Consider the following 23,684-nt stretch of genomic DNA (forward strand, 5'->3'; position numbering starts at 1 on the left):
GTTACGAGACCATATTTAGATGAAAATGAAAACTCATAAACTTTTTAAATTTATTTATGATCTTAAAGCTGTCTTTGAGCAGGTCTCTCTCAATCTTCTCTAGATTTTTCGGGTTGATATAGTTGCTCTCCTCAATATTTTTTGCCTCCAGCATCGCTTTAAGGCGGATGGAACTAAGCGTGTCAAAACTCTCGATAAGTTCTGTTGCAAATGTTTTGTCTATTACTCCGACATTATTGAGCTCTTTGATCCTCTCTATCGTATTTGTCGCGTCAATAGAGTGTTTGAGGCTTAATGTTCTTACGCCGTGAACCAGAGCAAAAATACCGCCCTTTTTCAGATCAAGTCTGTTGTTATGCTCTTTTTCTATAACAAATCCCGAAAATATGGAGAGCGGTGTATCAAAGTTGAGTATCGCTTTTGCGATATGTGCCAAGACATCATCTCTTGCATAGAAGTTATTATGAAGATGTGTTCGCAACTCTTTAAGCAAAGAGCAATCTCCCGCTACGCACTTTGAGTCCAAAAATATACTCAAGTTCTGAACACTATCATCGCTCATATCGTAAGTCCACTTATCTATAAGCGATCTGTAAGAGCTCACATCTCTTCTCCAGAACTCATTGCTCACCATAACATCTCCGCTGCACTTTGGAAACCCAAGTTCAAGAAGGTTTCTGTTTAGCTCCTCCATAGGCTCTCTATAGAGCTCGACATCTATGCCGTCTCTGATCACAAGAGCATTGTCTTGATCGCTTTTTATTGTCTGCTCTTCCCTGCCTTCGCTTCCCATTAAAATAAGAGCGCAATCTTTTTGCAGGCTCTTATCTACACACATATCAAAGAGTTTTTTGTAAATTTTCTCATTTAAAGAGGAGAGGAGTTTTGTTATGTATCTAACCTTAACACCTTTGGCTCTAAGCGAGACAATAAGGTTTTTAAAATCTCCTCCAAGCGCTTTTAGGTCGTCAAGCTTTTGAGCTTTGTCTATCTGAACGGCTATAAGATGCGAGTGGTTAGCAAAGTAGCTAAGCAGATCAAGCTGCTCCAAAACTCCGACTATCTCATCGCCATCTATGACCACGACTCTCTTTATCTCATTTTGCGTCATCAGCAAAAGCGCGTTAAACAAAAAGTCGCTCTTCTCTATAGTGATGAGATTAGGCGTAGCGATCTTGCCGATCTCATCTTCGATGGAGATTCCTTCAAGCAAGACTCTCTCTCTTAGATTGGTGTCGGTAACGATGCCAAGAGCATCTTTTGATCTTACTATTATGACATTTGTCTTTAACTCTTTCTGCTTCTTTAAAGCAGCAAAAATCGTCTCTTTTTCATCCACTATACAAGCTTTGTGCAGAAAAATGTCAGAGACTCTGGAGATGAGAAACGGTGTCAGTTCACTCTGCGAAGAGTAATTTTTGAGGTGTTGATGGCGCGTGATAAAATCTTTTAAAAAGTAGCCTTGAACACTTTTATCCTGCATAAGGTCTATAAAGTCCTCTTTTTTTATCTCATAGCAGATAAGATCCTCTTCCACTATGAAATCTCCGTTTGCCTTCTCATAGATCAGCGCATCTGCATCAAAACTGTCGCCCGCATTAAAAAGGGTATGGATCTCACCGTCAATCATCTCTTTTACCGAGCCTTTTATAATGATATAAAAAGCTATGGATGGGAGATTTTTCGAGATGAGGAGCGTCTCTTTCGGATAGTATGCTATGTCGATCTTTTTCATAAGATTGTCCATAGTCATAGGGTTTAACAGCTCAAAAGGGTGGATGGACTCTATAAGCTTTCTCTGATCAAGTATACTCATAAGAACAACCCTCCTTTTCTCTTCTTTTGCCTCATGTTAGTGCTCAGTCGCACCCTCTGCACCAATACCTGTTTGAGCTCTGATATATTGAGCTTCAAAAGCCTCTGCCTCATCTTTTGCTCCCTGTGAATTGTCAGTCACAGAGAAGATATATGTTCCTATAAATGCAACTATTACAGAGAACAGTGCCGGATATTTATAAGGGAAGATCGCCGTCGCATTTCCCAATATATCAACCCATACGATCGGACCGAGTATAACAAGCACAACGGCCGTCGCTAAGCCAAGACTGCCTCCTATTACCGCACCGCGAGTCGTTAAGCCTCTCCAGTACATTGAAAGGAAGAGAATCGGGAAGTTCGCAGATGCCGCAATAGCAAACGCAAGACCGACAACAAACGCTATATTTTGCTGCTCAAACAAGATACCCATTATAATTGCGACTATTCCCAAAACAACGGTAGCCGCTTTAGATACCTTCATCTCTGTAATAGAGTCTATCTGACCCTTTTTAATTACAGACGCGTAAAGGTCGTGAGAGATCGCAGAAGCACCAGCGAGTGTCAGACCTGAAACAACCGCCAAAATCGTAGCAAACGCAACTGCCGAGATAAATCCTAAGAAGAAGTCTCCGCCTACTGCATGACTTAAGTGAATAGCCGCCATATTGTTTCCGCCAAATATCGGATATCCTCCGCTAACTGCCTGTTTTGCAACATCTAGATACTGAGGGTTTTGAAAGACCATAACGATAGCACCAAAACCGATAATAAACGTGAGTATATAGAAGTAACCGATAAAGCCAGTCGCATAAAAGACAGACTTTCTAGCCTCTTTTGCGTCACTTACCGTAAAAAATCTCATAAGTATATGAGGCAGTCCTGCAACACCGAAGATGAGCGCTACTGCAAGCGAGATTGCCGATACGGGATCACTGACAAGACCGCCGGGACTCATGATCTCTATGCCTTTTAACTCTGTTGCATGCGCAAAAAGTTCTCCAAAGTTAAAGTTATAGTGCGCCATAACGGCAACTGCCATAAATGTTGCACCCGAGAGCAGTAAAAATGCTTTTATTATCTGAACCCAAGTAGTTGCCAACATTCCGCCGAAAGTTACATAAAGTATCATTAAAACACCGACGATTATTACCGCTACTTCATACTGAAGCCCGAAAAGAAGCTGGATCAGCTTTCCTGAACCGACCATTTGAGCTATAAGGTACAAAATAACCGTTGCTATAGAGCCCGATGCCGCCAAAATACGGATAGGAGTCTGTCTAAGTCTATAAGACGCAACATCTGCAAAGGTGTACTTGCCAAGGTTTCTCAGAGGCTCTGCGATCATAAAGAGAATTATTGGCCAACCGACCAAAAATCCTATAGAGTAGATAAGTCCGTCATAACCGTTAAGATATACAAGTCCCGATATTCCGAGAAATGATGCTGCCGACATATAGTCACCCGCGATAGCCATACCGTTTTGAAAGCCTGTGATTCCACCGCCTGCCGTATAGAAATCTTTTGCAGATTTTGTACGTTTTGCAGCCCAATAGGTTATACCCAAAGTGGCACCTACAAAGATCACGAACATTACAATTGCAGGAACGTTAAGATCTTTTTTTATAGCTTCGCCTTCAATTGTACCTGCTGCAAAAACTGCTACAGCCCCGAGAATTAAAAATAAAAATATTCTGTTTATCATCTACTTTTCCTTTATCGATTCTTTGATCTTGTTGTTTAAATCATCAAATTCGCCGTTTGCTCTTTTAGTATATATTCCAGTTAAGATAAAAGCAAAAAATATAACAGCCATTCCAACAGGAATACCGACCGTTGTAACGGAGTCGTTTGATAAAGGAGCACCCAAAAGTGAAGGCTCAAACGCTATGGTCAATATAAATGCAAAGTAGACTATTAGCATTACTATTGTGAGCTTTATGGAAAATGAGCTTCTTTTGGAAACCAACTCTTGGTAATTTGGATCGTTTTTAATCTTTTCAATCATCTCTTTTTGCATCTAATTCTCCTTAAAAATTATAGTTTACTATAAATCTGTACTCATTCCAACCAGTCTTTCCGCTTGCAGATTCAGCGTAAGCTCTTGGAAAGTTTCCGCGTAGGCGAAGTTGCAGGTTTTTAACAACCTCTGGATTGTAGATAGCATCAAACCCAGCTTCGCTGGCAGTTCTCTCTACTCCGTATCCGCTGTTAGCATCCATATCAAACTCTGTGTAATAAGCTGCGGTCGTAAGATTCGCACCCATATCTTTAAAGTTATACGACGCCGCTACTTTTGCCGCCTCTGTTCCCGCTATGAACATATGGCGCGTCACCATCCCCTGCGTATAGGCCGGCATTCCGCCCCACGTGGAGATGATAGCATTTTCTCTCGCATCATCACCCAGATCATTTTTGCCTGTTTTAGAGTACGCAAACGACAGATCAAAATTCTCCACCTTAAAGCCGAACTTTGCTGCAGCGTATGTGCTGTCTATCTCACCTGCAAACTCATCGCCTACAGAGTCCTCTTTGATGATCTGCACTCCTGCGTAAGGTTTTAGCGCATCAGTTACAAGGCAGTTCCATGAGTAGTTTGCCTCACCATAGATGATGTTCATAATGTCGTGCGCGTAGTAGTCCCAAAACTGCAGTTTAAGGTTTTCGATCCCGGTATAGACCACAGACGCCATCGTTATACCGTCTGTTTTTTCATCAAACGCGTACGTTCCTACATTTGTAAAACTTCCTACATGGTTTTTACTATCAACATAAGAGTAACCTGATGTTGCCGATAAAATACCGCCGCTGTAAGTTCTGCCGAAAGTTCCCTGCGCAAATTTTGTAACATGACCGAGTGTCAATGTCGTGTTTGCGATATCTTTGTTTGTAAGCACATACGCTTCAAAAAGATTTGGGATCATTCTCGCATCGTCATCTCCAAGCATAGGAGTGACAAGCTTTTGGCGGCCGCCTTTGAATGTAGTGTTTTTGTACTTGTACTGCAGATAAGCTTCGCCGAGGATCGAGTACCCCTCATCATCCTTGCCAAAAAGTGTCGGGTCTACAGTTTTGCGTGAATCTACCTCATGTGTTGTGTAGAATGCCGCACCCAAACTAAAGCCGCTTAGTTCGGCTGTCTCATACTTCAAGTGTCCACCGATTGCAGTTGAGCCTCTGTGCGTATCATTCCCTGCACTGCCTTGATACTCTCTGTCAATATAAAACATACGAACCTGACCGCTCGCTTTGCCTTCGCTAAACATAGAGTTTATATCATCAGCAGCGTTTAAAGAAGCTGACGCAACAAAACTCATCGCCACTGCGCTAAGCACGATATATTTTTTCATTTTTTCCCTTTCTCTTATTTCAACACCTTAATCCTAAAATAGAAAAATAGCATGAACGTAGCATTAGCATTAATTATTATAGTTTGAATTTTTAGTTCTACAAAGTGTGTAGAACAGTAACTTGTTTTAATATTTAATTTAGCTTAAAAAATGCTATTCTACGTTTAAGAGAAAAAATCTCTAATATATTTACACTATAATGGCTTTTTAGCGAGAATCTGTTTAAATTTTTATATTAATGAAAGGTGCAAGATGAAAGAAGTTATCAATATTTATAGAAAGCAGAAGATCAATGTAGACTCTTTTGTCAAAAGACTTATAGACAGTCTGCCAAAAGACTACATGACCGAAGCCCCTAATATTTTAAAAGAGTATCGTTATATTCAGCTGATGTACGGGGTAAACTCCGAGTACAAACAGATAACTCCAATAATGTTTAAAAAAGGTTCAGACTCTTCACGCATGGGAAGCGACAAGAGCCACTACTTTATGAAGCTTCATCTGGACGAGGACAAGATCTACATATCAAATCCATACATCCACTATAAAACGGGTAAAGCGAGTATCTCTGTAGTTCACTTTGTAGATTCTACATACTATATTTTTGATATAGATCTTATTCTTCTCTTGGAGGAGCTAAAGCTCATAGAGTACAACAGCTTTCATGACAAAGTAAAACGCGTTATCTACTTTTTTGGCTCCACTGCACTGGCACTAGTCTCTGTTGCTCTTATCGGATACGGTGTATTCGTCTTTTTTCTTCTTATGTCCTCTTTGGCAACATCCGACTTTTTGCACGACATATTTAGATCCATAATATCCATAACGCTGGGACTGGCGATTTACGACCTTGCAAAACAGATCTTTGAACATGAAGTTATGTATCAGTCGTTTCATAAATCTGAAGACAAGCAGTACAAAGTACTTGGAAAATTTCTAATCTCAATCATAATAGCCCTCTCCATAGAGACCCTTATGGTGGTGTTTAAGATCGCACTTGAAGATATCTCAAATATGATCTCAGCCTTTTATCTGCTAATAGGAACTACCATTATGCTTGTCGGACTTGGATATTTTTATAAAACCGTTCAAGAAGCAACTCCAAAAGAGGATGATTAAAGAGATAAACCGTGCGGATTTATTGTCTCGTTCCCATGCTCCGCGTGGGAATGCAGAGATCATAAAACTCGCTCCCATGCTCCAGCGTGGGAGTGTATACTTTATCCAACCCATCAAAACAGCTTCTCAATCTCCAACAAACCAACCATCCCTTCATAATCCCGAGCACTACTATATCGCCAATGCTTCGCCTCATCTACATATCCTCGTTTTACGGGATTATTATGAACATAATTTATTCTGCTCATCATCATATTTTCATCACTTATGAGTTTAGGCTGTATTCCTTCTTGCCAAAGTTGCAGCTCTCTATCACTTTTGTGAGCTTTTTTATAAAACGCCAGTTGTTCTAAAATTGTTTGGGCATTTTTCTCTTTGAGATGTTTTATAATTTCTCTTGCGCTAAAAGATTTAAACTTTGACATCGTTTTAGCTATATCATCACTTTGCGCTACTAAATGAAGATGATTTTCCAGTATAACATAAGCAAATATTTTTAGATTATCTGCAATTTGAAGATATTTTAGGCTTTGAAAGACTATATCAGCAGTTTCAACTCTTGTGAAAATCGGTATCCAATGAAGAACTGTACATGTTATAAAATAAGGATGTGTCGGCTCAAAAATTTTGTATCTGCTTCTACCCATAAATTTTCCTTTTTATGAGTATAAAACCTTTTTAAAGCTATAGGCAATTATATTGCAATCTGCAATATTTTTCTTCTCGTTTCCTCGCTTCCATGTTTTCTTCTCGCTCCCATGCTCCTGCGTGGGAGTGTATATTTCTTGCTTTATTGGCTTTGTATGCATTCCCACGGAGACCGTGGGAACGAGGAATATTATTAGCCATATTAATTTTAATTGAATTTGATATAAAGATATTTTTCGCTCCCATGCTCCCGCGTGGGAGTGTATACTTTTTATCGCTTTGACTTTGTATGCATTCCCACGGAGACCGTGGGAACGAGGGGTTATTACGGCTTATCCACCATATACCCCATCCCGCGGACGTTGATTATAAAATCCTCTTTGAGATGTTTTTTGAGGCGGTTTATCTCGGCGCGGATGGTGGCGTTGTCTACTATCTGCTCGCTCCATACGTAGTTTTGAAACTGTTCAAAATCAACTACCCGCCCTCTGTTTCTTGAGAGCAGATCTATGATCTGGGACTGTCTTTTTGTAAGAACCTGCGTCTCTTGGTTAAAGAGAAGCGTGGAGTGTTCCTGATCGTAACTGTAGTTTTTTGAGAGTCTCAGGTGCACCCTTGGTGTGGTGTCCAGAATCTTGACCCTCTCTACCCTAAGGGAGAGCTCTTTTAGATGAAACGGTTTTTTCAGGTAGTCGTTGCATCCAAGATCATATGCACGCGAAATATCCTCAATGTCAACCAGAGCGCTTATGTAGATCGCAGGCACATGTATCTTTAAAGCATGAATTTTCTCTAAAAAACTAAGACCGTCAAGCCCCGGAACCGTAATGTCCAGTATAAGCAGGTCGTAAGCATTCTCTTTTATGGCTTCTAATGCTTTTAGTCCGTCAAAGAAGCTCTCTACCTGATGGCCTTCACTCTCAAGATATTCGCATATTGATTCATTGAGCATTACCTCATCTTCCAAAAGCAGTATCTTCATCAATCTCCCATCACTTTAAACTTATAGCTAAATGTGGTCATTTCGTTGTCTGAACTTACTCTTACCTCAACGCCCTCTTCATCGCAAATACTCTTAACAAGTCTAAGCCCAAGCCCAAAACCCTCTTTTCTCTTCTCTTCTCTGTAGTAGGCTTCAAAAACCTTCTGAGTATCTTCTATAATTTTTGACCTGCTGCTTACTACAAACTCTATAAAAGGTCCTGTTTTTGTAAGTTTTACATCTACATCCTCGCCGGGAAGCGTATATTTTATGGCATTGGTTAAAGTATTGTCAACGATCCTTTGAAGCTTAGTCTCGTTAAAGTATATATGCAGCTCCTCGTTTGGGTTGATGTAGTTAAATGTTATTCTTGAGAACTCTGCAACTTCTCTAAAAAAATCTATCCTGCTGCTTAAAAAATTATTGAGATTTATTGCGGTCTTTTTATACTCAATATGATCTTTTTTAACCAAGTAGCTCAGATCATCGTAGATGCTGAAGATATTTTTTGCAGCAGCCTCAATCTTGGAGAGATCTCTATCTTTTGGATGCTTCATAAGGTAGAGCTCAATGCTTGTGAGTATCACGCTAAGAGGCGTGTTTGTCTCGTGAACGGTATAGCGCAAAAACTCCTTTTGGGCAATGAGAAGATCCTGCGAAAAGGACTTCTGCTCTTCTAGATTTTTGTTTATCTCCAAAAGTGCCGCCGTCTTCTTCTTCACTCTCTCTTCAAGTCCGAGATTTAGCTCTTTGAGGCTCTTTTTCTGCTCATTGATCTTGCTTACCATCTCATTTGCATAACCTACCATCTCTTTGAAGTCCTGAAAGAATATGGCATCGGGATTTATCGCCTCTTCGTGGTCGACAGCTTTTTTAAAAAAGTTCAAGAAGGTCTGGGTATCTCTTTGTAAAAACTTGTTAAAGATGTTGTTTATGCCAAGGAATATCGCAAAAATTATAAAAGAGAGAGTGACGACTGCAAGAGCGGTTCTTACCAACAGCGACTTTAACTTTTTTCTGTTCTCCTCTATAAATTCAGGATCTAAAAGCTTCTCGTTATTTACAAGCGAACTGCTCTGTAGGGCTCTCTCATAATCCTTGTACATCTCATCGACAAAAAGAGCGACAAAAACCATACTAAGCAGAAATATAACTATGATGGTAAAAATATCTGCCTTTTTTATGGTCATATTTTGAAATAGTGATCTGATTTTCATAGCAAGGATTATACACTCATTTATTTTTTAATAGAACTTTTATTTAAAATATTTCACTATAATTACAAAAAATTTTATAACTAAAGGCAAAAAATGTTTGGCAGAAAATTAAGAAGATACGAGTTAAGCGATGAAGAAGTAAACAAGCTCCAATGGGCGAAGATCTCTACAAACAAGGGAGATATCTGGATAAAACTGCTTCCGGATGAAGCTCCAAACACGGTTGCAAACTTTGCGCACCTTGCAGAATCTGGCTTTTACAACGGTCTTAGTTTTCACCGCGTGATCCCTGGCTTTATGGCTCAGGGCGGATGTCCTCACGGAACAGGAACAGGCGGACCTGACTGGGTTATCCCTTGCGAGACTAAAACAAATGTAACCAAGCACAGAAGAGGCGCTCTTTCTATGGCTCATGCTGGACCGGACACTGGCGGAAGCCAATTTTTCATCACTTTTGTAGCAACTCCTCATCTTGATGGCGTTCATACGGTTTTTGGAGCTATCGAAGAGGATGATGCAGAGAGTTTTGCAACTCTTGACTCTATAAAAGGTCAAGACACAATAGAGTCTGTTGAAATTTTTCAAGCTCGCCAGTAAAACATTTAAAACTAAATGTTAGTACACATCTGCTGCAGCGTAGACTCTCACTTTTTTCTACAAAAACTGCAGCACGACTACCCTCAAGAGAAGCTTACAGGCTTCTTCTACGATCCAAACATCCATCCATACTCCGAATACCAGCTTCGACTTCTTGACGTAAAACGCTCATGCAAAATGCTCGGCATTGAACTTCTTGAGGGGGAGTATGATTTTGAGAACTGGGTAGAAGCGGTAAGAGGGTTGGAGAGAGAACCGGAAAAAGGCAAAAGATGCGAGGTCTGCTTTGACAAACGCTTTGAAGTGAGTGCAAAAAAAGCGCTCGAACTTGGCGAAAAAAGCTTCACAACAACACTTCTTGTCAGTCCTCTAAAATCACAAGAGCAGCTAAATCGCAGCGGCGAAGAGTTCTTTAAAAAGCATGGAGTAGAGTTTATATCGTTTGATTACCGCGCAGACGGGGGAACTCAGGATCAGAGTCGTGTTACAAAAGAGGAGCAACTCTATCGTCAAGACTACTGCGGCTGCATCTACGGGCTAACCATGCAGCGCGAACAGCAGGAACGCCTTATGGATGAGATGTTCTCTCCTCTTTCCAACCAAATTCTGCCAGCTTCCATAGAGGAGAGGCTTGAACTCTACATCCGCCGAAACGAGCTTGAAGATAAAAATATCCCCTACAAGATCATAAGAGAGAAGTTTTTAAACTATCGTCAATTCAGTCTTAAAATCATATCAGGCAAAACGGAAGTCATTGACGCTCATGCACTCTTCTACTCCACTCTTCCCAGAAAAAAAGCGCAGGGAAGAGTTGAGTTTTTGCATAATAACGTCGGTTATTTTAACCGCGAAGAGATACTGTTTGTAACGCTAGAGCACTTTAACTCAGAGTGCGACCTGAACTACAAAAACACAAAAGAGCTCATCTTCAATCCTCCTAGTTTTAAAAAAGAGCTAAAGTTTAGAGATCTCTTGAGAGATTCAAACTATAACTTAAGCCCTATAATTATTGTAGATGAAATCCCCCAAACAAAGCTAACCATAGAGCTTGATGCCAAAACTTATGAGGACACCAGAGAAAAACTTATAGACTTCTTGCAAAACCCCTAACAGTCTCAGAGAGATTAAAAGGGGTAAGATTGTGCAAAACAAATTTTTATGCCTAGCCGTAGCTAAGGATAAAATATTTTTTTGTGCAAGGTTGCCTCTTTTTATCTCTCCCTACGGGCACTTTACAGAGAGCTTTACTCTTTGTTAGATAACCTTCAGAGTAGCTACGGCTACGCTGAAGAGCATCTGCCTTGATTAAAACTCTCTGTAAAGTGCTGAGACTATTAGGGGCTATGCAAGAAGTCTAATGATTCTATAATATTTTTTTTGGTAAAATAGCCAAATTTATTAAACTACAAAGGTTTTACTGATGATTATGGATGTTGTGGAAATTCAAAAAATTATACCTCACCGTTACCCCTTTTTACTTTTAGACAGAGTCACGGAGATTAAAGAGAAAGAGTCTCTTATCGGGTTTAAAAACGTAACAATCGGCGATAACGTATTTCAAGGTCACTTTCCGGGACATCCTATCTATCCTGGCGTTATGATTTTAGAAGGAATGGCACAAGCAGGTGGCATCTTGGCGTTTAAGAGCATGGGCACGATGACAGAAGAGGAAGCTGCAAACAAAGTGGTCTACTTTATGAGCATCGATAAAGCAAAATTTCGTAGTCCCGTAAAACCAGGCGACAGACTTGAGTACCGCATAAGCGTGATAAAAAACAAAGGCCAGATCTGGGTACTTGACGGCAAGGCTTATGTTGATGATGTATTAGTATCGGAAGCTGAACTCAAAGCTATGATCGTCGACAAGTAAGAAAAGGCAAATAATTGAATAAAATCTCCCCCTTGGCAATCATTGAAGATGGCGCGGTTATAGGCGATAATGTTGAAATAGGGCCATACTGTTTCATCTCAGCTGCCACTACCATCGGCGACGGTACGAAGATAGAACAGAGCAGCTCTATCTACGGAAAAACGACTATCGGCAAGAACAACCATATTTTTTCTCATGCCGTTATCGGATCTCCTCCGCAAGACTTAAAATTTGCAGGCGAAGATGTTGAGCTGATAATTGGCGATAATAACAAAATTAGAGAGTTCACACTTTTTAACCCGGGCACAAAGGGCGGCGGCGCAAAGACGATCATCGGTTCTCACAACCTATTTATGGGGTATGTTCATATAGGTCATGACGTTATCATCGGTAACCACTGCATCCTTGCAAATGCCGCGACCCTTGCAGGACACGTTGAGATGGGCGATTATGCCGTTATTGGCGGGATGACGCCGATTCACCAGTTTGTACATATCGGAGACTACGCAATGGTAGCTGGTGCGTCTGCTCTGGCTCAAGACGTACCTCCTTTTTGCATGGCGGAGGGAAATCGTGCGACACTTAGAGGTCTGAATCTTACGGGGCTTAGAAGACATCTGGAGCGTGAAGATATAGATGAGCTAAAATCTGCCTACAGAGATCTTTTTGAGGCAGGAAAACCACTAAAAGATGTCGCAAACGAACTTCTTGAAAAAAGTAAGAACCACCATGTTCAAGCTCTTTGCAACTTTATTCTAAAGACAAAGCGTGGAATACCATACGAAAGAAAGAAAAACGATGACTAAAAAAGCACAAGTGCTTTGGGCTCTCTGCCGAAGAGAACCAAGTGTTAACGTAGGTAGCGGGATTACTCCGGGTACCGTAATAATTAATAAAAGAAAGAAAACTGATGACTAAAAAAGCACAAGTGCTTTGGGCTCTCTGCCGAAGAGAACCAAGTGTTAACGTAGGTAGCGGGATTACTCCGGGTACCGTAAATAATTAATGAGAGGAAAAATATATGATCCATAGAGCCTGTAGCTTTTGCGGCACCCAGGAGAGCGATGAAAATCCTCTTATTGCCGGAAACGGTGTATATATCTGTAAAAACTGTGTAGTTTCTGCTTATAAGATAATGTTCGGAGATGAGAGCGCATCATCTTCCAATAGCGAAGAACTTGTCGATGCAGTTGTTAACCTTATGACTCCAAAAGAGTTAAACAACTTCCTAGCCGAATATATTATCGGTCAAGAACGTGCCAGAAAACTTCTTAGTGTTGCCGTTTACAACCACTACAAAAGAATTTTCAAAAACCAAGATGTTGAAGATGACGATACAGAGATATCAAAATCTAATATTCTTCTTATAGGACCTACGGGAAGCGGAAAAACACTCATGGCTCAGACAATTGCCAGAGTGCTGAATGTTCCTATCGCCATAGCAGACGCTACAAGCCTTACGGAAGCTGGTTATGTTGGCGAAGATGTAGAGAACATCCTTACAAAACTGCTTCAAGCGGCTGACGGTGACGTTGAGAAAGCGCAAAGAGGGATAGTCTTTATAGATGAGATAGATAAGATCTCCCGTATGAGCGAAAACCGCTCTATTACCCGTGACGTATCCGGTGAAGGCGTACAGCAGGCACTTCTTAAGATCATAGAAGGGGCTGTAGTAAATATTCCGCCAAAGGGAGGCAGAAAGCATCCTAATCAAGAGTTTATTGCCGTTGACACTACCGGTATTCTTTTTATCTGCGGCGGTGCATTTGACGGTCTTGATGAGATACTAAAGAAAAAGCAGGGTGAAAACGTTCTTGGTTTCGGTCATGAAAAGAAGAGCAAAAGCGAACATAAACTGAGCTACGATATGGTTGAGCCTGATGACCTTGTCAACTACGGTCTCATTCCAGAGCTTGTCGGTCGTCTTCCCATAATAGCTTCTTTAAACGAGATAACCGAAGATGATATGGTACGCATTTTAACAGAGCCTAAAAACTCGATTATAAAGCAGTATAAAAAGCTCTTCTCCATAGACAACGTTGAGCTTAATTTTGAAGAGGATGCGCTAAGAGCAATCGCAAAAAAATCTATAAAAAGAAAAACTGGTGCTCGTGGGCTTCGCGCAATTCTAGAAGAGAATATGATAGACATCATGTACGAACTTCCTGAATACGGCGGTTATGAAGTTTTAATAACAAAAGCGGTAATAGACGACGGAGAGGCTCCTGCCTATATCAAAAAACACTCTAAACAAATAGCATAAGGCAAAAAGAATGATACTTAACAAATTAATTGGACTATTTTCAAATGACCTTTCCATAGATTTGGGAACCGCAAATACAATCGTAATAGCAAAAGGCAGAGGCATCATTATAAATGAGCCGTCCGTTGTTGCAGTTAAAACTGAAAAGTACGGCAGACAGAGAGTTCTAGCAGTAGGTCAAGAAGCAAAAGAGATGGTCGGTAAAACTCCGGGCAACATAAAAGCGATCCGCCCTATGAGAGACGGCGTTATTGCAGACTTTGATATGACTGAGAAGATGATTAGAAAGTTCATTGAAAAAGCGCATGGAAGAAGCTCTCTAATCAGTCCTAGAATTATAATCTGTGTGCCGTACGGTCTGACTCAGGTTGAACGTAAAGCAGTTCGCGAATCGGCACTTAGCGCAGGTGCGAGAGAGGTTTACCTTATAGAAGAGCCTATGGCAGCGGCAATCGGAGCAGGTATTGAGATTCGTGAACCTCAAGGAAACCTTGTTGTTGATATCGGAGGCGGAACTACTGAGATCGGTGTTGTTTCTCTTGGAGGTCTGGTTCTTTCAAAATCTATCCGTACAGCAGGGGACAAGATAGACCAAGCAATTGTGAACTTTATCAGAAAAAAGTATAACCTTCTTATAGGCGAGAGAGTTGCCGAAGAGATCAAGATCGCAATAGGAACAGCTGTTCAGTTAGATGAAGAGCTAAAGATGGTGATTACAGGTAGAGACCAGGTAGAGGGGCTTTTAAGCTCTGTAGAGCTGACAAGCGAAGATGCAAGAGAAGCTATGAGAGACCCTTTAAAAGAGATAGGTGAAGCTCTGCGTGACGTGTTAGAGCAGATGCCTCCTGATCTAGCGGGTGATATCGTAAACCACGGTATTATACTCACAGGCGGAGGCGCACTTATCCGCCAACTTGACAAGTTCTTAGCAGATATCGTCAAGATTCCAGTCTATGTTGCTGACGAGCCGCTTTTAGCAGTTGCCCGCGGAACCGGACGTGCACTTGAAGAGATAGACCTGCTACAAGAACTATTTGAAAATGAATAAGGGTCTACTCGGCTTTTTTTTAATGTTCACTGCACTCCTTGTGGGTGCACTCTACTACACTAACATTATTCAAGCACCCTTTATTTCAGCACTAAACAACATAAAAGCAAACTACCACTCATCTACAGAGTTTATACAAGAGTTGATCGATAAACACTTTTTTCAAGCCAGACATATAGAAGAGCTAAACGAAAAACTTAAAAAATATGAGAACAGCCATCTAGTCCTGCAGCAGTTCACTTCTGAGGTAAACGACTTCTTTACAGAGAACAACTCGACACTTAAAGTAGACCCGAGAGTTGAACTTACAAGAACCCTCTCCTATCAGAAGTTCGGCGATCTAAACAGAGTATGGCTTGAAGTGGACGACTACAACGCATCCCGTGTTTACGGACTTGTGTACCAAGATCTAGTCGCAGGTATTGTTATATCACAAGAGGGAAGAGCACTTGGGCTTTTAAACAGAGATATAAAGAGCTCTTATGCCGTTTATATCGGCCAAGAGCGCGCACCGGGCATAGCTCATGGTAACAGTGCAGAGCATCTGGTTGTAAAATTCATACCTGCATGGCACCATATAAAAAAGGGCGATGAAGTAATAACTTCAGGTCTAGATGAGATATTTTTCAAGGGATTAAAAGTTGGAAGAGTACTTTCTGTAACATCTTCACAAGGGTACCAAAATGCCGTTATAGAGCCATACTATAAAGCTAACGATCCAAACTATTTTCACATAATAAAAAAGATAAAATAAACTCATCAAATATTAAGTGCTTTTTACCTATAATAAACAAATTTTTTATGTACTAACAAAAAAGGTAAACAATGCCAAAACGCACCGATATTCACACTATTTTACTTATAGGTTCAGGTCCGATCATTATCGGCCAAGCCTGCGAATTTGACTACTCAGGAACTCAAGCAGTTAAAACACTAAAAGAGCTTGGTTACCGCGTAATTCTTATAAACTCTAACCCAGCAACGATCATGACGGATCCGGAATTTGCAGACAGAACATATATAGAACCTATAAAAGAAGAGGTGATCGCCAAGATCATCAGAGATGAGAAAGTAGATGCTATTTTGCCTACCATGGGAGGACAGACCGCACTCAATGTAGCAATGAGCATGCATGAAAAAGGGATGCTTGAAGGTATTGAGTTCTTAGGTGCAAATCCAACAGCGATAAGCAAAGGGGAAGATAGACACCTCTTTAACGAAGCGATGATAAAGATCGGCATGGACCTGCCAAAAAGTAAAAATGCTTACAGTGTTGAAGAGGCGATTGAAGTAGCTCGCGAGATCGGCTTTCCGGTAATATCAAGAGCTTCATTTACCCTTGCCGGCGGCGGAAGCGGCGTGGCATACAACATGGAAGAGTTTGAAAAACTAGCCCTTGAGGGTATCTCTGCGTCTCCGATCAATGAGATAGAGATCATGGAGTCTATGCTTGGTTGGAAAGAGTACGAGATGGAAGTTATCCGTGACAAATCGGACAACTGTATCATCGTATGTTCGATTGAAAACTTTGACCCTATGGGCGTTCATACCGGAGACTCTATCACAGTTGCTCCGGCACTCACTCTTACAGACAAAGAGTATCAGCGTATGCGTGATGCCTCTTTTGCAATTCTACGTGAGATCGGTGTTGATACGGGCGGAAGTAACGTACAGTTCTCGATTGACCCAAAGACTGGACGTATGATCGTTATCGAGATGAATCCTCGAGTTTCGCGCTCATCAGCACTTGCTTCAAAAGCAACGGGCTATCCTATTGCAAAGGTTGCAACACTTCTTGCTGTAGGCTTTACTCTTGATGAGATCACAAACGACATCACCGGGACTCCTGCATCGTTTGAGCCTGTGATCGACTACGTAGTTACAAAAGTTCCACGCTTTACTTTTGAGAAATTTCCTGAAGCTGTAAATACGCTAAGCACTAGCATGAAGTCCGTAGGCGAAGCTATGGCGATCGGGCGTACGTTTAAAGAGTCGATTCAAAAAGCGCTCTGCTCTCTTGAAACAGACCTTTGCGGATTTGACGAAGTAGATGGAGATATGGATTTCATCAAGCATGAGATCCGCCGTCCAAACGCTGATAGAATCCTCTATGTAGCCGAGGGCTTTCGCCGCGGTATGAGCGTAGAGGAGATGTTTGAGACATGTCAGATCGACCCTTGGTTTTTGTATCAACTTGAAGAGATAATCAAAACAGAGAGCAGCATGAATGAGAGCATCTTAAGTGATGCCGAGTATATGAGAAGTGTAAAGGTTGACGGTTTTTCAGATAAAAGAATAGCCAATCTCCTCACTAAAAACACGGGTAAAAAAGTTAGCGAAGATGATGTATATAAAGCTAAAAAAGCTCTGGGAGTAAACCTTGAGTACAATGAGGTAGATACATGTGCCGCAGAGTTTGAAGCACTTACTCCATACCTCTACTCAACTACAAACATCACAAAACTTCCAGATGTTAAGAACAGAGTAAGCGATAAGAAAAAAGTGCTTATATTAGGCGGCGGACCAAACAGGATCGGTCAGGGTATTGAGTTTGACTACTGCTGTGTTCACGCTGCATTCGCACTTAAAGAGATGGGTATAGAGACCATTATGTACAACTGTAATCCTGAGACGGTATCTACAGACTATGATACATCCGATGTTCTCTACTTTGAGCCTATCGACTTTGAACACGTAAGAGAAGTAGTAGAGAATGAGCAGCCTGACGGTATTATCGTTCACTTCGGAGGACAGACTCCCCTAAAACTTGCAGATTCTCTTAACAAAATAGGAGCTAAAATTGCCGGAACTCCTTCTAGCGTAATTGATCTAGCAGAAGATAGAGAGCAGTTTGCGAACTTTGTAAATCAGCATGGACTAAAACAGCCATCAAACGGTCTTGCACGCACAAAAGAGGAGTCTTATGTCATAGCGCAGAGACTCGGTTATCCTGTGCTTGTCCGTCCGTCATTTGTTCTTGGCGGACGCGGTATGAGAATCGTATACAGCGAAGATGAACTTAAGCAGTATATGGACTTGGCAGTATCAGTTTCAAACAATGCACCTGTTTTAATAGATAAGTTTTTGGATCAGGCAATAGAGCTTGACGTTGATGCTATCTGTGACGGGGTAGATGTCTATATAGGCTCAGTTATGCAGCATATCGAAGAGGCTGGTATCCACTCCGGAGACAGCGCTTGTTCACTTCCTCCAGTTAATCTCTCAAAAGAGATGATTGACAAAGTAGAAGAGCAGACAAAAACAATCGCACTGGGTCTTGGTGTTCGCGGACTTATGAACGTCCAGTACGCTATCTATCAAGATGAGATATATCTTATAGAAGTAAACCCTAGAGCTTCAAGAACAGTTCCTTTTGTAAGCAAAGCTACAGGGATGCCGCTTGCAAAAGTAGCTACACGCGTAATGGTGGGCGATACTCTAAGAGACGCACTCAAATATTACGACAAGTACAATATCGTTATGGAAGAAAACGGCTTATTAAAGCCTCGCCTAAAAGGGCATATCTCAGTAAAAGAGGCGGTCTTCCCATTCCATAAACTATACGGTGCGGATCTGGTTTTGGGACCTGAGATGAAATCAACAGGCGAAGTTATGGGGATCAGTTCAAACTTCGGTATCAGTTTTGCAAAAGCTCAAATTGCCGCAGGCAATAAAATAGCAAGAGAGGGAACTTGTTTCCTCTCTTTTGTAGACACCGACAAGAAACATGCTCCGGAGATCGCAAGCGGTCTTCATAGACATGGATTTAAGCTTGTCGCTACAAAAGGAACTCAAGCCGTTATAGAAGCGGCAGGCATCCCTTGTGAAGTGGTCCTTAAGATCTCTGAAGGTCGCCCAAATATAGAAGACAGCATGAAAAACGATGCTATACATATGGCGATCAACACATCTGATAACAACACATCAAAAAAAGATGCCATCGTTATACGCCAAGAGGTGCTTAAGAGAAATATACCTTACTTTACGACTCTTAGTGCTGCAAGAGCGCTTATACTTGCTCTTGATGAGATGAGAGACGATTCATGGTCATCCTCAAAAGCGCTGCAAGACTTTCTAGCATAGAGATGCCAGTCATCCTAACACAAACCGACACTACCGTCGGTTTTTTGTCGCAAAACGCGCAAAAGCTCTACGAAATAAAATCCCGCTCGCAAACAAAACCATTTATCAAAGTTTACAAAGACTTTAAAAGCTTTAAGCAAGACGGAGGCAGGGTTTTAAAGGGAAGAAAAAATCTGGTTCGCCGCTCAAAAAAAACTACGTTCATTATTAACAATTTCTCTTTTAGAGTTGCAGAGATAAAACTCGACTCTGAGATACTGCGAGAGACTCCTTGGTTCTACTCAACTTCGGCAAATAAAAGTGCTGAGAGATTTAATAGGGATTTTTGCGAATCAAAAGCTGATATAATAGTGGAAGATATTAACTCTCTAGTTGAAAAAGATTCATCGTCTCTTATAAAAATAAACTCTACAAAGAGGAGAAAACTAAGATGAACAGAGCAATCCAGGCGCTTCTTAGCGGTATATTTATAACTTTTATTTTAGACTTCTTCCTCTTTTTGGGAGTGCTTCTAAATTATATAAACTTTTACAATATCGATCTCTACTACAATATTCTCTTTGCAGACAACCAAAATGTATATCTATTCTTTGGAACAAGTATCATTCTGGGTTATCTTGTAGTATATGTCAAAAACTATAAAGTCAGTCTGATAACCGTAGGTGTGCTCTCTTTCCTTGTTCTTTTGACACTTTTTCAAAGCATAGGTCACAGTGTCGGAGAGGCTATGTTTATGCAAAAAGATAAAGTTTTAGTGACATCCAAGAGAACATACAGCGGCGATATTCTCTATGACGGCAGAGAGCAGATTACATTTTATGAGCGTAATCTCAATAAAATTATTAAAATAAGTAAAAAGGATTTAAAAAAGTGAGACATATCTCTTCTCTAAAAGGCGGAGTTGCACTGGGAAGTGCAGGAGTAGTTATGATGAGTGTTCTTAGCGGATGTACGTCACAGCAGCAAGAGCCTCAAAACAGATACTTGGTCATTGAGCAACAGGCAAACGGAAAATATATCGTAGTCGAAGAGATGCCAACAGAGGGTCCAAACAGAGCTATCATTCGCGAAAAAGATGAGAACGGCAATACTGTTGAGCGCTTTATGAACGAAGATGAGATGAGAGCGATGGCAGAGCAGGAGTATCTAAAGACTCTAGACGGCTCTTCAGAAGCAGTATCGAGCAGTGACTCAAGTGCGGGAATGGGGCTTGCAAGTACTATTCTTGCCGTTGCCGCAGGTGCGCTATTAGGAAATATAATAGGCAACGCGCTTATGAACAACAAAAACTTTGCTTCCAGATCGGCATCCGTAAATAAAAGTGCATATAGCCGCTCCGCTGCAGCAAGAGCTTCATCTGCTTCTGGCAAAAAAAGCTTTTTTGGAAGCTCTACCGCTTCTACGTCAAGAACTTCTACATACGGCGGCTGAGATTGGTAAGACTAAAAGATATAAAGCCTCTAAAAAATGAGAAGTTGGAGGAGATTGGTTTCAGATGGCATACGGACAGTGACAGCAGTAAGTACATAAGCGAGACTCTGGTTAAAATCACTCAAGATGAGGCCGAAGCGTACTACAATGCTGTTAATGAGCTCTATGATATGTATGCGGAAGCAGCTGAGTATGTCATAGAGAACAACCTCTTTTTTGAGCTAGGGATCCCGTTTAACCTTATAGATGCGATTAAAAAAAGCTGGGAAAACGATGTTCACTGGCACATCTACGGCAGATTTGATCTAGCGGGCGGTCTGGATGGCAAACCTATAAAGCTTCTTGAATTTAACGCCGATACGCCTACATCGCTTTTTGAAACTGCTCTTTTGCAGTGGGCGCTTTTAAAGGAGAACTCTCTTGATGAAGAGAGTCAGTTTAACAACGTCTATGATGCCATAAAAGAGAACTTCAAGCGTCTTATCACGCTCTTTGACGACACAGAGCTTTTTGATGAGAGATATGACGGCTGGAAGATACTATTCTCATCCATCCATGGAAATGACGAAGAGGAAGCAACCACCAGACTGCTTCAGCAGATAGCTACGGATGCAGGTTTTAACACAGGGTTCGAGTATCTGCAAAATGTAAAGTTTGATGAAGACGGGATCTATGACAGAGACGAGAATCAGTATGAGTACTGGTTCAAGCTCTATCCGTGGGAAGATATTGCGATTGATGAGCCAGAGCTTGCAACGACTCTGAGTAACATTATGCAAAACCAGAGTGCGATCATCATAAACCCTGCATATACCCTGCTTTTTCAATCAAAAGGGATGCTAAAGATTCTCTGCGACCTCTTTCCTGATTCGCCGTACCTTTTAAAAACATCTTTTGAACCTCTAAAAGGTGTCAAACATGTAGAGAAGAGCGTCTTTGGCAGAGAGGGTGCTAACGTAAAAATAGTTGACTCTGATGGAAGCGTGTTGCATGAGCAGGATGGACCTTACGGCAACTACAAAAAAATATATCAAGAGTATGTAGAATTAAATAGCGATGAGAACAAAGAGAAGTACCAGGCAGGAGTTTTCTTCGCTTACGAGGCTTGCGGTCTTAGTTTTAGAAAAGGCGGCGAAATACTAAACAACATGAGCAAATTTGTAGGTCATATTATAGAGTAGACCTACAAGACTTAAAGAGGTCTACTTTTTAAGCTTCTGCTTTAAGATGATCTTTCCGGCCTCGACTCCGGGCTGGTCATAAGCATTTATATACATAAACTTTGCACAAACCGATGTCAAAAGTTCATACTCATACATCAGAGCCGCAATACTTTTTTCATTTACGCTGTCAATAGATATAACATCACAAGGTATGTCGTTAAGATTATTTATAGACTCTATCGTCGCATCTGCCTGCTCATTTATAAGCGATGAGAACTCAATACCGTCAATATAATCAAGCTCCTCTAGCCCCTCTAGCCTTACACTAGGTATCACAAGGTTGCTGTCAAAATCCTCGACCTTGATAACCGTGACCGTCTTATCACGCCTGCCCTCTACTATCAGCTGTAAAAAGGAGTGCTGATCAATGGGCCCTATTATCCCAATTGGCGTAAGACCTTGTCTTGTGCTGTTAATATCGATCTTGCCCAGACTCTCTCCCCAGAGCTGAATATACCACTTGTTGAAGCCCTCAAGTCTGGATGAGTAGGAGAAGACTACATTTATGTTGAAGCTGTTTTTATACTCTACAAAAAATCTAGCTTTTTTCAGCACTCTCTCGTATGTTTGTGTTTTACTGAAAAAGGAGTCGTGCATCTCTTTTGCACCGCTTAGGAGCTGATCGATATCTATACCTACAATTGCTAAGGGAACCAAACCGACCGCGCTAAATACGGAAAATCTCCCGCCTACATTTTTTGGTATATTAAAGCTCATGATCTCGTTTGCTTTTGCATATTCACTCAGCTTAGAGTCACTCTCTGTTATAACAAGCGTATTGTTTTTGTCACACTTTATAAGAGAGTTTATATATTTAAAAATAGAGATGGTCTCTATCGTAGTGCCCGACTTTGAGATAACTATAAAAAGAGTATCGTCTAACTCGATATTCTCCAATTTTGATTTTATGTCTATTGGATCCGTGGTCTCTAAAAAGTAGAGCTTTTTGCTTAAGTTTTTCGAGTATTTTAAAAATTTATATATAGCATAAGTACCAAGTGTACTTCCCCCTATGCCTATGACGACAATGTTTTTTTGTTTAACACCCTCAGCGTACTTCTTAAAGACGGAGCCGTCTTGATGTACAAGATTGTAGTATCCTATATCTTCTTTCTCTATTACTATCTCTTCAAAAATATCCTCATCCGATATGGTAGGATTGAAATTATGCTGATATTTCATCTTCAGATACTTTTTTTGTTATAAAAATAGTTTGTAGCCTCTACAAAACCGTCTACACTTCCGCAGTCAAATCTTTTTCCTTCAAATCTGTAAGCAATCACTCTTCCCTCTTTTGCCTGAGCGAGCAGAGCATCGGTTATCTGTATCTCTCCGCCCTTTCCGGGTTTTGTATCTCTTAAGATGTCAAAAATATCAGGTGTAAGAATATATCTGCCTATGATCGCAAGATTTGAAGGGGCATCTTTTGGGTCCGGCTTTTCAACCATATCAGTTACCCTGATAACACCATCTTCTTCCATGTTGCCTGCTATTACTCCATACTTGTTGCTGTCCTGCGGCGGTATCTCTTCAACCGCAACAATAGAGCAGCGGTACTTCTCATAAAGTGTGACCATCTGAGATAAAACAGAACTCCCGTTATTATCACACAAGTCATCGGCTAATACTACCGCAAAAGGCTCATCCCCGATAAGCGTCTCACCGCTGAGTATCGCATGCCCTAGCCCCTTCATCTCGATCTGTCTCGTATATGAGAATGTGCACTTTGTAATGACGTCTCTTATCTCTGTAAGGTAGTGCTCTTTTGAGGTTCCTTTTATCTGATGCTCCAGCTCATAAGATATATCAAAATGATCCTCAATCGCGCGTTTTCCACGACCTGTTACAATCGCCATAGTATCAATTTGGGCACTTATCGCCTCTTCTACACCATACTGAAGCAGCGGCTTGGTAAGCACTGGGAGCATCTCTTTTGGTATAGCTTTTGTAGCAGGCAGAAATCTTGTCCCATACCCTGCTGCTGGAAAAAGGCATTTTGAAATTTTTGTTCTATCTTTTGGCATCTTCTATCCTAGTT

The 23,684-nt window shown here is 41.0% G+C and carries 22 protein-coding genes; 13 read left to right on the plus strand and 9 right to left on the minus strand.

The features are described 5' to 3' along the window. Position 1: 1 nt before the first annotated feature. Genes FCU45_RS08000 through FCU45_RS08015 form a run of 4 tightly spaced genes read right to left on the minus strand, consistent with a single transcriptional unit; the run spans position 2 to position 5,165 of the window. Entirely contained in the window at positions 2-1,816 is a 1,815-nt protein-coding gene (locus tag FCU45_RS08000) for a putative nucleotidyltransferase substrate binding domain-containing protein (RefSeq protein ID WP_137014087.1), read from the minus strand. 36 nt (positions 1,817-1,852) lie between these two features. After that, positions 1,853-3,520 (minus strand): cation acetate symporter, encoded by a 1,668-nt coding sequence (locus tag FCU45_RS08005; RefSeq protein ID WP_137014089.1) that lies wholly within the window; start codon positions 3,518-3,520, stop codon positions 1,853-1,855. Then, positions 3,521-3,835 (minus strand): DUF485 domain-containing protein, encoded by a 315-nt coding sequence (locus FCU45_RS08010; RefSeq protein ID WP_137014091.1) that lies wholly within the window; start codon positions 3,833-3,835, stop codon positions 3,521-3,523. 10 nt (positions 3,836-3,845) lie between these two features. Then, positions 3,846-5,165 (minus strand): OprD family outer membrane porin, encoded by a 1,320-nt coding sequence (locus FCU45_RS08015; RefSeq protein ID WP_137014093.1) that lies wholly within the window; start codon positions 5,163-5,165, stop codon positions 3,846-3,848. A 252-nt stretch (positions 5,166-5,417) separates the two neighbouring features. Here FCU45_RS08015 and FCU45_RS08020 point away from each other — a divergent pair, with 252 nt between their 5' ends. Then, positions 5,418-6,284, plus strand: coding sequence for a hypothetical protein (locus FCU45_RS08020; protein WP_137014095.1), 867 nt, complete (start codon positions 5,418-5,420; stop codon positions 6,282-6,284). Between the two features lie 113 nt (positions 6,285-6,397). Here FCU45_RS08020 and FCU45_RS08025 read toward each other — a convergent pair whose 3' ends face one another. The 3 genes from FCU45_RS08025 to FCU45_RS08035 form a co-directional block, all read right to left on the minus strand. Then, complete coding sequence (locus tag FCU45_RS08025) at positions 6,398-6,931, minus strand: REP-associated tyrosine transposase (RefSeq protein ID WP_137014097.1); 534 nt, start codon at positions 6,929-6,931, stop codon at positions 6,398-6,400. Positions 6,932-7,257: 326 nt separating this feature from the next. Beyond that, positions 7,258-7,914 (minus strand): response regulator transcription factor, encoded by a 657-nt coding sequence (locus FCU45_RS08030; protein ID WP_137014099.1) that lies wholly within the window; start codon positions 7,912-7,914, stop codon positions 7,258-7,260. Then, positions 7,914-9,131, minus strand: coding sequence for a sensor histidine kinase (locus FCU45_RS08035; RefSeq protein ID WP_137014101.1), 1,218 nt, complete (start codon positions 9,129-9,131; stop codon positions 7,914-7,916). Before FCU45_RS08035 ends, FCU45_RS08030 begins: the two co-directional genes overlap by 1 nt. Before the next feature lie 93 nt (positions 9,132-9,224). Here FCU45_RS08035 and FCU45_RS08040 point away from each other — a divergent pair, with 93 nt between their 5' ends. The 12 genes from FCU45_RS08040 (at position 9,225) to FCU45_RS08095 (ending at position 21,604) form a co-directional block, all read left to right on the plus strand. Then, positions 9,225-9,728, plus strand: a complete 504-nt coding sequence (locus FCU45_RS08040) for a peptidylprolyl isomerase (RefSeq protein WP_137014103.1) — start codon at positions 9,225-9,227, stop codon at positions 9,726-9,728. Positions 9,729-9,743: 15 nt separating this feature from the next. Continuing rightward, positions 9,744-10,838, plus strand: coding sequence for an epoxyqueuosine reductase QueH (locus FCU45_RS08045; protein WP_137014105.1), 1,095 nt, complete (start codon positions 9,744-9,746; stop codon positions 10,836-10,838). A gap of 313 nt (positions 10,839-11,151) precedes the next feature. Continuing rightward, positions 11,152-11,598: a 3-hydroxyacyl-ACP dehydratase FabZ gene (gene fabZ / locus FCU45_RS08050; protein ID WP_188109232.1), complete on the plus strand. Its 447-nt coding sequence runs from the start codon at positions 11,152-11,154 to the stop codon at positions 11,596-11,598. Positions 11,599-11,612: 14 nt separating this feature from the next. Then, positions 11,613-12,404 (plus strand): acyl-ACP--UDP-N-acetylglucosamine O-acyltransferase, encoded by a 792-nt coding sequence (gene lpxA, locus FCU45_RS08055; RefSeq protein WP_137014109.1) that lies wholly within the window; start codon positions 11,613-11,615, stop codon positions 12,402-12,404. A gap of 215 nt (positions 12,405-12,619) precedes the next feature. Beyond that, positions 12,620-13,861, plus strand: coding sequence for an ATP-dependent Clp protease ATP-binding subunit ClpX (clpX, locus tag FCU45_RS08060; protein WP_137014111.1), 1,242 nt, complete (start codon positions 12,620-12,622; stop codon positions 13,859-13,861). 10 nt (positions 13,862-13,871) lie between these two features. Beyond that, a complete protein-coding gene (locus FCU45_RS08065; RefSeq protein ID WP_137014113.1) occupies positions 13,872-14,909 on the plus strand; it encodes a rod shape-determining protein in 1,038 nt (345 codons plus the stop codon). Continuing rightward, complete coding sequence (mreC, locus tag FCU45_RS08070) at positions 14,902-15,663, plus strand: rod shape-determining protein MreC (RefSeq protein WP_137014115.1); 762 nt, start codon at positions 14,902-14,904, stop codon at positions 15,661-15,663. Before FCU45_RS08065 ends, mreC begins: the two co-directional genes overlap by 8 nt. 71 nt (positions 15,664-15,734) lie before the next feature. Then, positions 15,735-18,992: a carbamoyl-phosphate synthase large subunit gene (carB, locus tag FCU45_RS08075; protein WP_137014117.1), complete on the plus strand. Its 3,258-nt coding sequence runs from the start codon at positions 15,735-15,737 to the stop codon at positions 18,990-18,992. After that, on the plus strand, positions 18,953-19,426 hold the full coding sequence (locus FCU45_RS08080) for a hypothetical protein (protein WP_246032275.1): 474 nt from the start codon (positions 18,953-18,955) through the stop codon (positions 19,424-19,426). Before carB ends, FCU45_RS08080 begins: the two co-directional genes overlap by 40 nt. Further along, positions 19,423-19,866: a hypothetical protein gene (locus tag FCU45_RS08085; protein ID WP_137014119.1), complete on the plus strand. Its 444-nt coding sequence runs from the start codon at positions 19,423-19,425 to the stop codon at positions 19,864-19,866. The genes FCU45_RS08080 and FCU45_RS08085 overlap by 4 nt, the downstream gene beginning before the upstream one ends. After that, positions 19,863-20,423, plus strand: coding sequence for a Cj0371 family chemotaxis-regulating polar lipoprotein (locus FCU45_RS08090; RefSeq protein ID WP_137014121.1), 561 nt, complete (start codon positions 19,863-19,865; stop codon positions 20,421-20,423). Before FCU45_RS08085 ends, FCU45_RS08090 begins: the two co-directional genes overlap by 4 nt. 2 nt (positions 20,424-20,425) lie before the next feature. After that, positions 20,426-21,604 carry a glutathionylspermidine synthase family protein gene (locus FCU45_RS08095; RefSeq protein WP_137014123.1) on the plus strand — a complete coding sequence of 393 codons (1,179 nt, stop codon included), beginning with the start codon at positions 20,426-20,428 and terminating at the stop codon, positions 21,602-21,604. 21 nt (positions 21,605-21,625) lie between these two features. Here FCU45_RS08095 and FCU45_RS08100 read toward each other — a convergent pair whose 3' ends face one another. Both FCU45_RS08100 and galU read right to left on the minus strand, forming a co-directional pair. Next, entirely contained in the window at positions 21,626-22,828 is a 1,203-nt protein-coding gene (locus FCU45_RS08100; RefSeq protein ID WP_137014125.1) for a glucose-6-phosphate isomerase, read from the minus strand. A gap of 2 nt (positions 22,829-22,830) precedes the next feature. Next, positions 22,831-23,670, minus strand: coding sequence for a UTP--glucose-1-phosphate uridylyltransferase GalU (gene galU / locus FCU45_RS08105; protein ID WP_137014127.1), 840 nt, complete (start codon positions 23,668-23,670; stop codon positions 22,831-22,833). Between the last annotated feature and the right edge of the window lie 14 nt (positions 23,671-23,684).

Source organism: Sulfurimonas crateris, assembly GCF_005217605.1.
GTDB lineage: Bacteria > Campylobacterota > Campylobacteria > Campylobacterales > Sulfurimonadaceae > Sulfurimonas > Sulfurimonas crateris.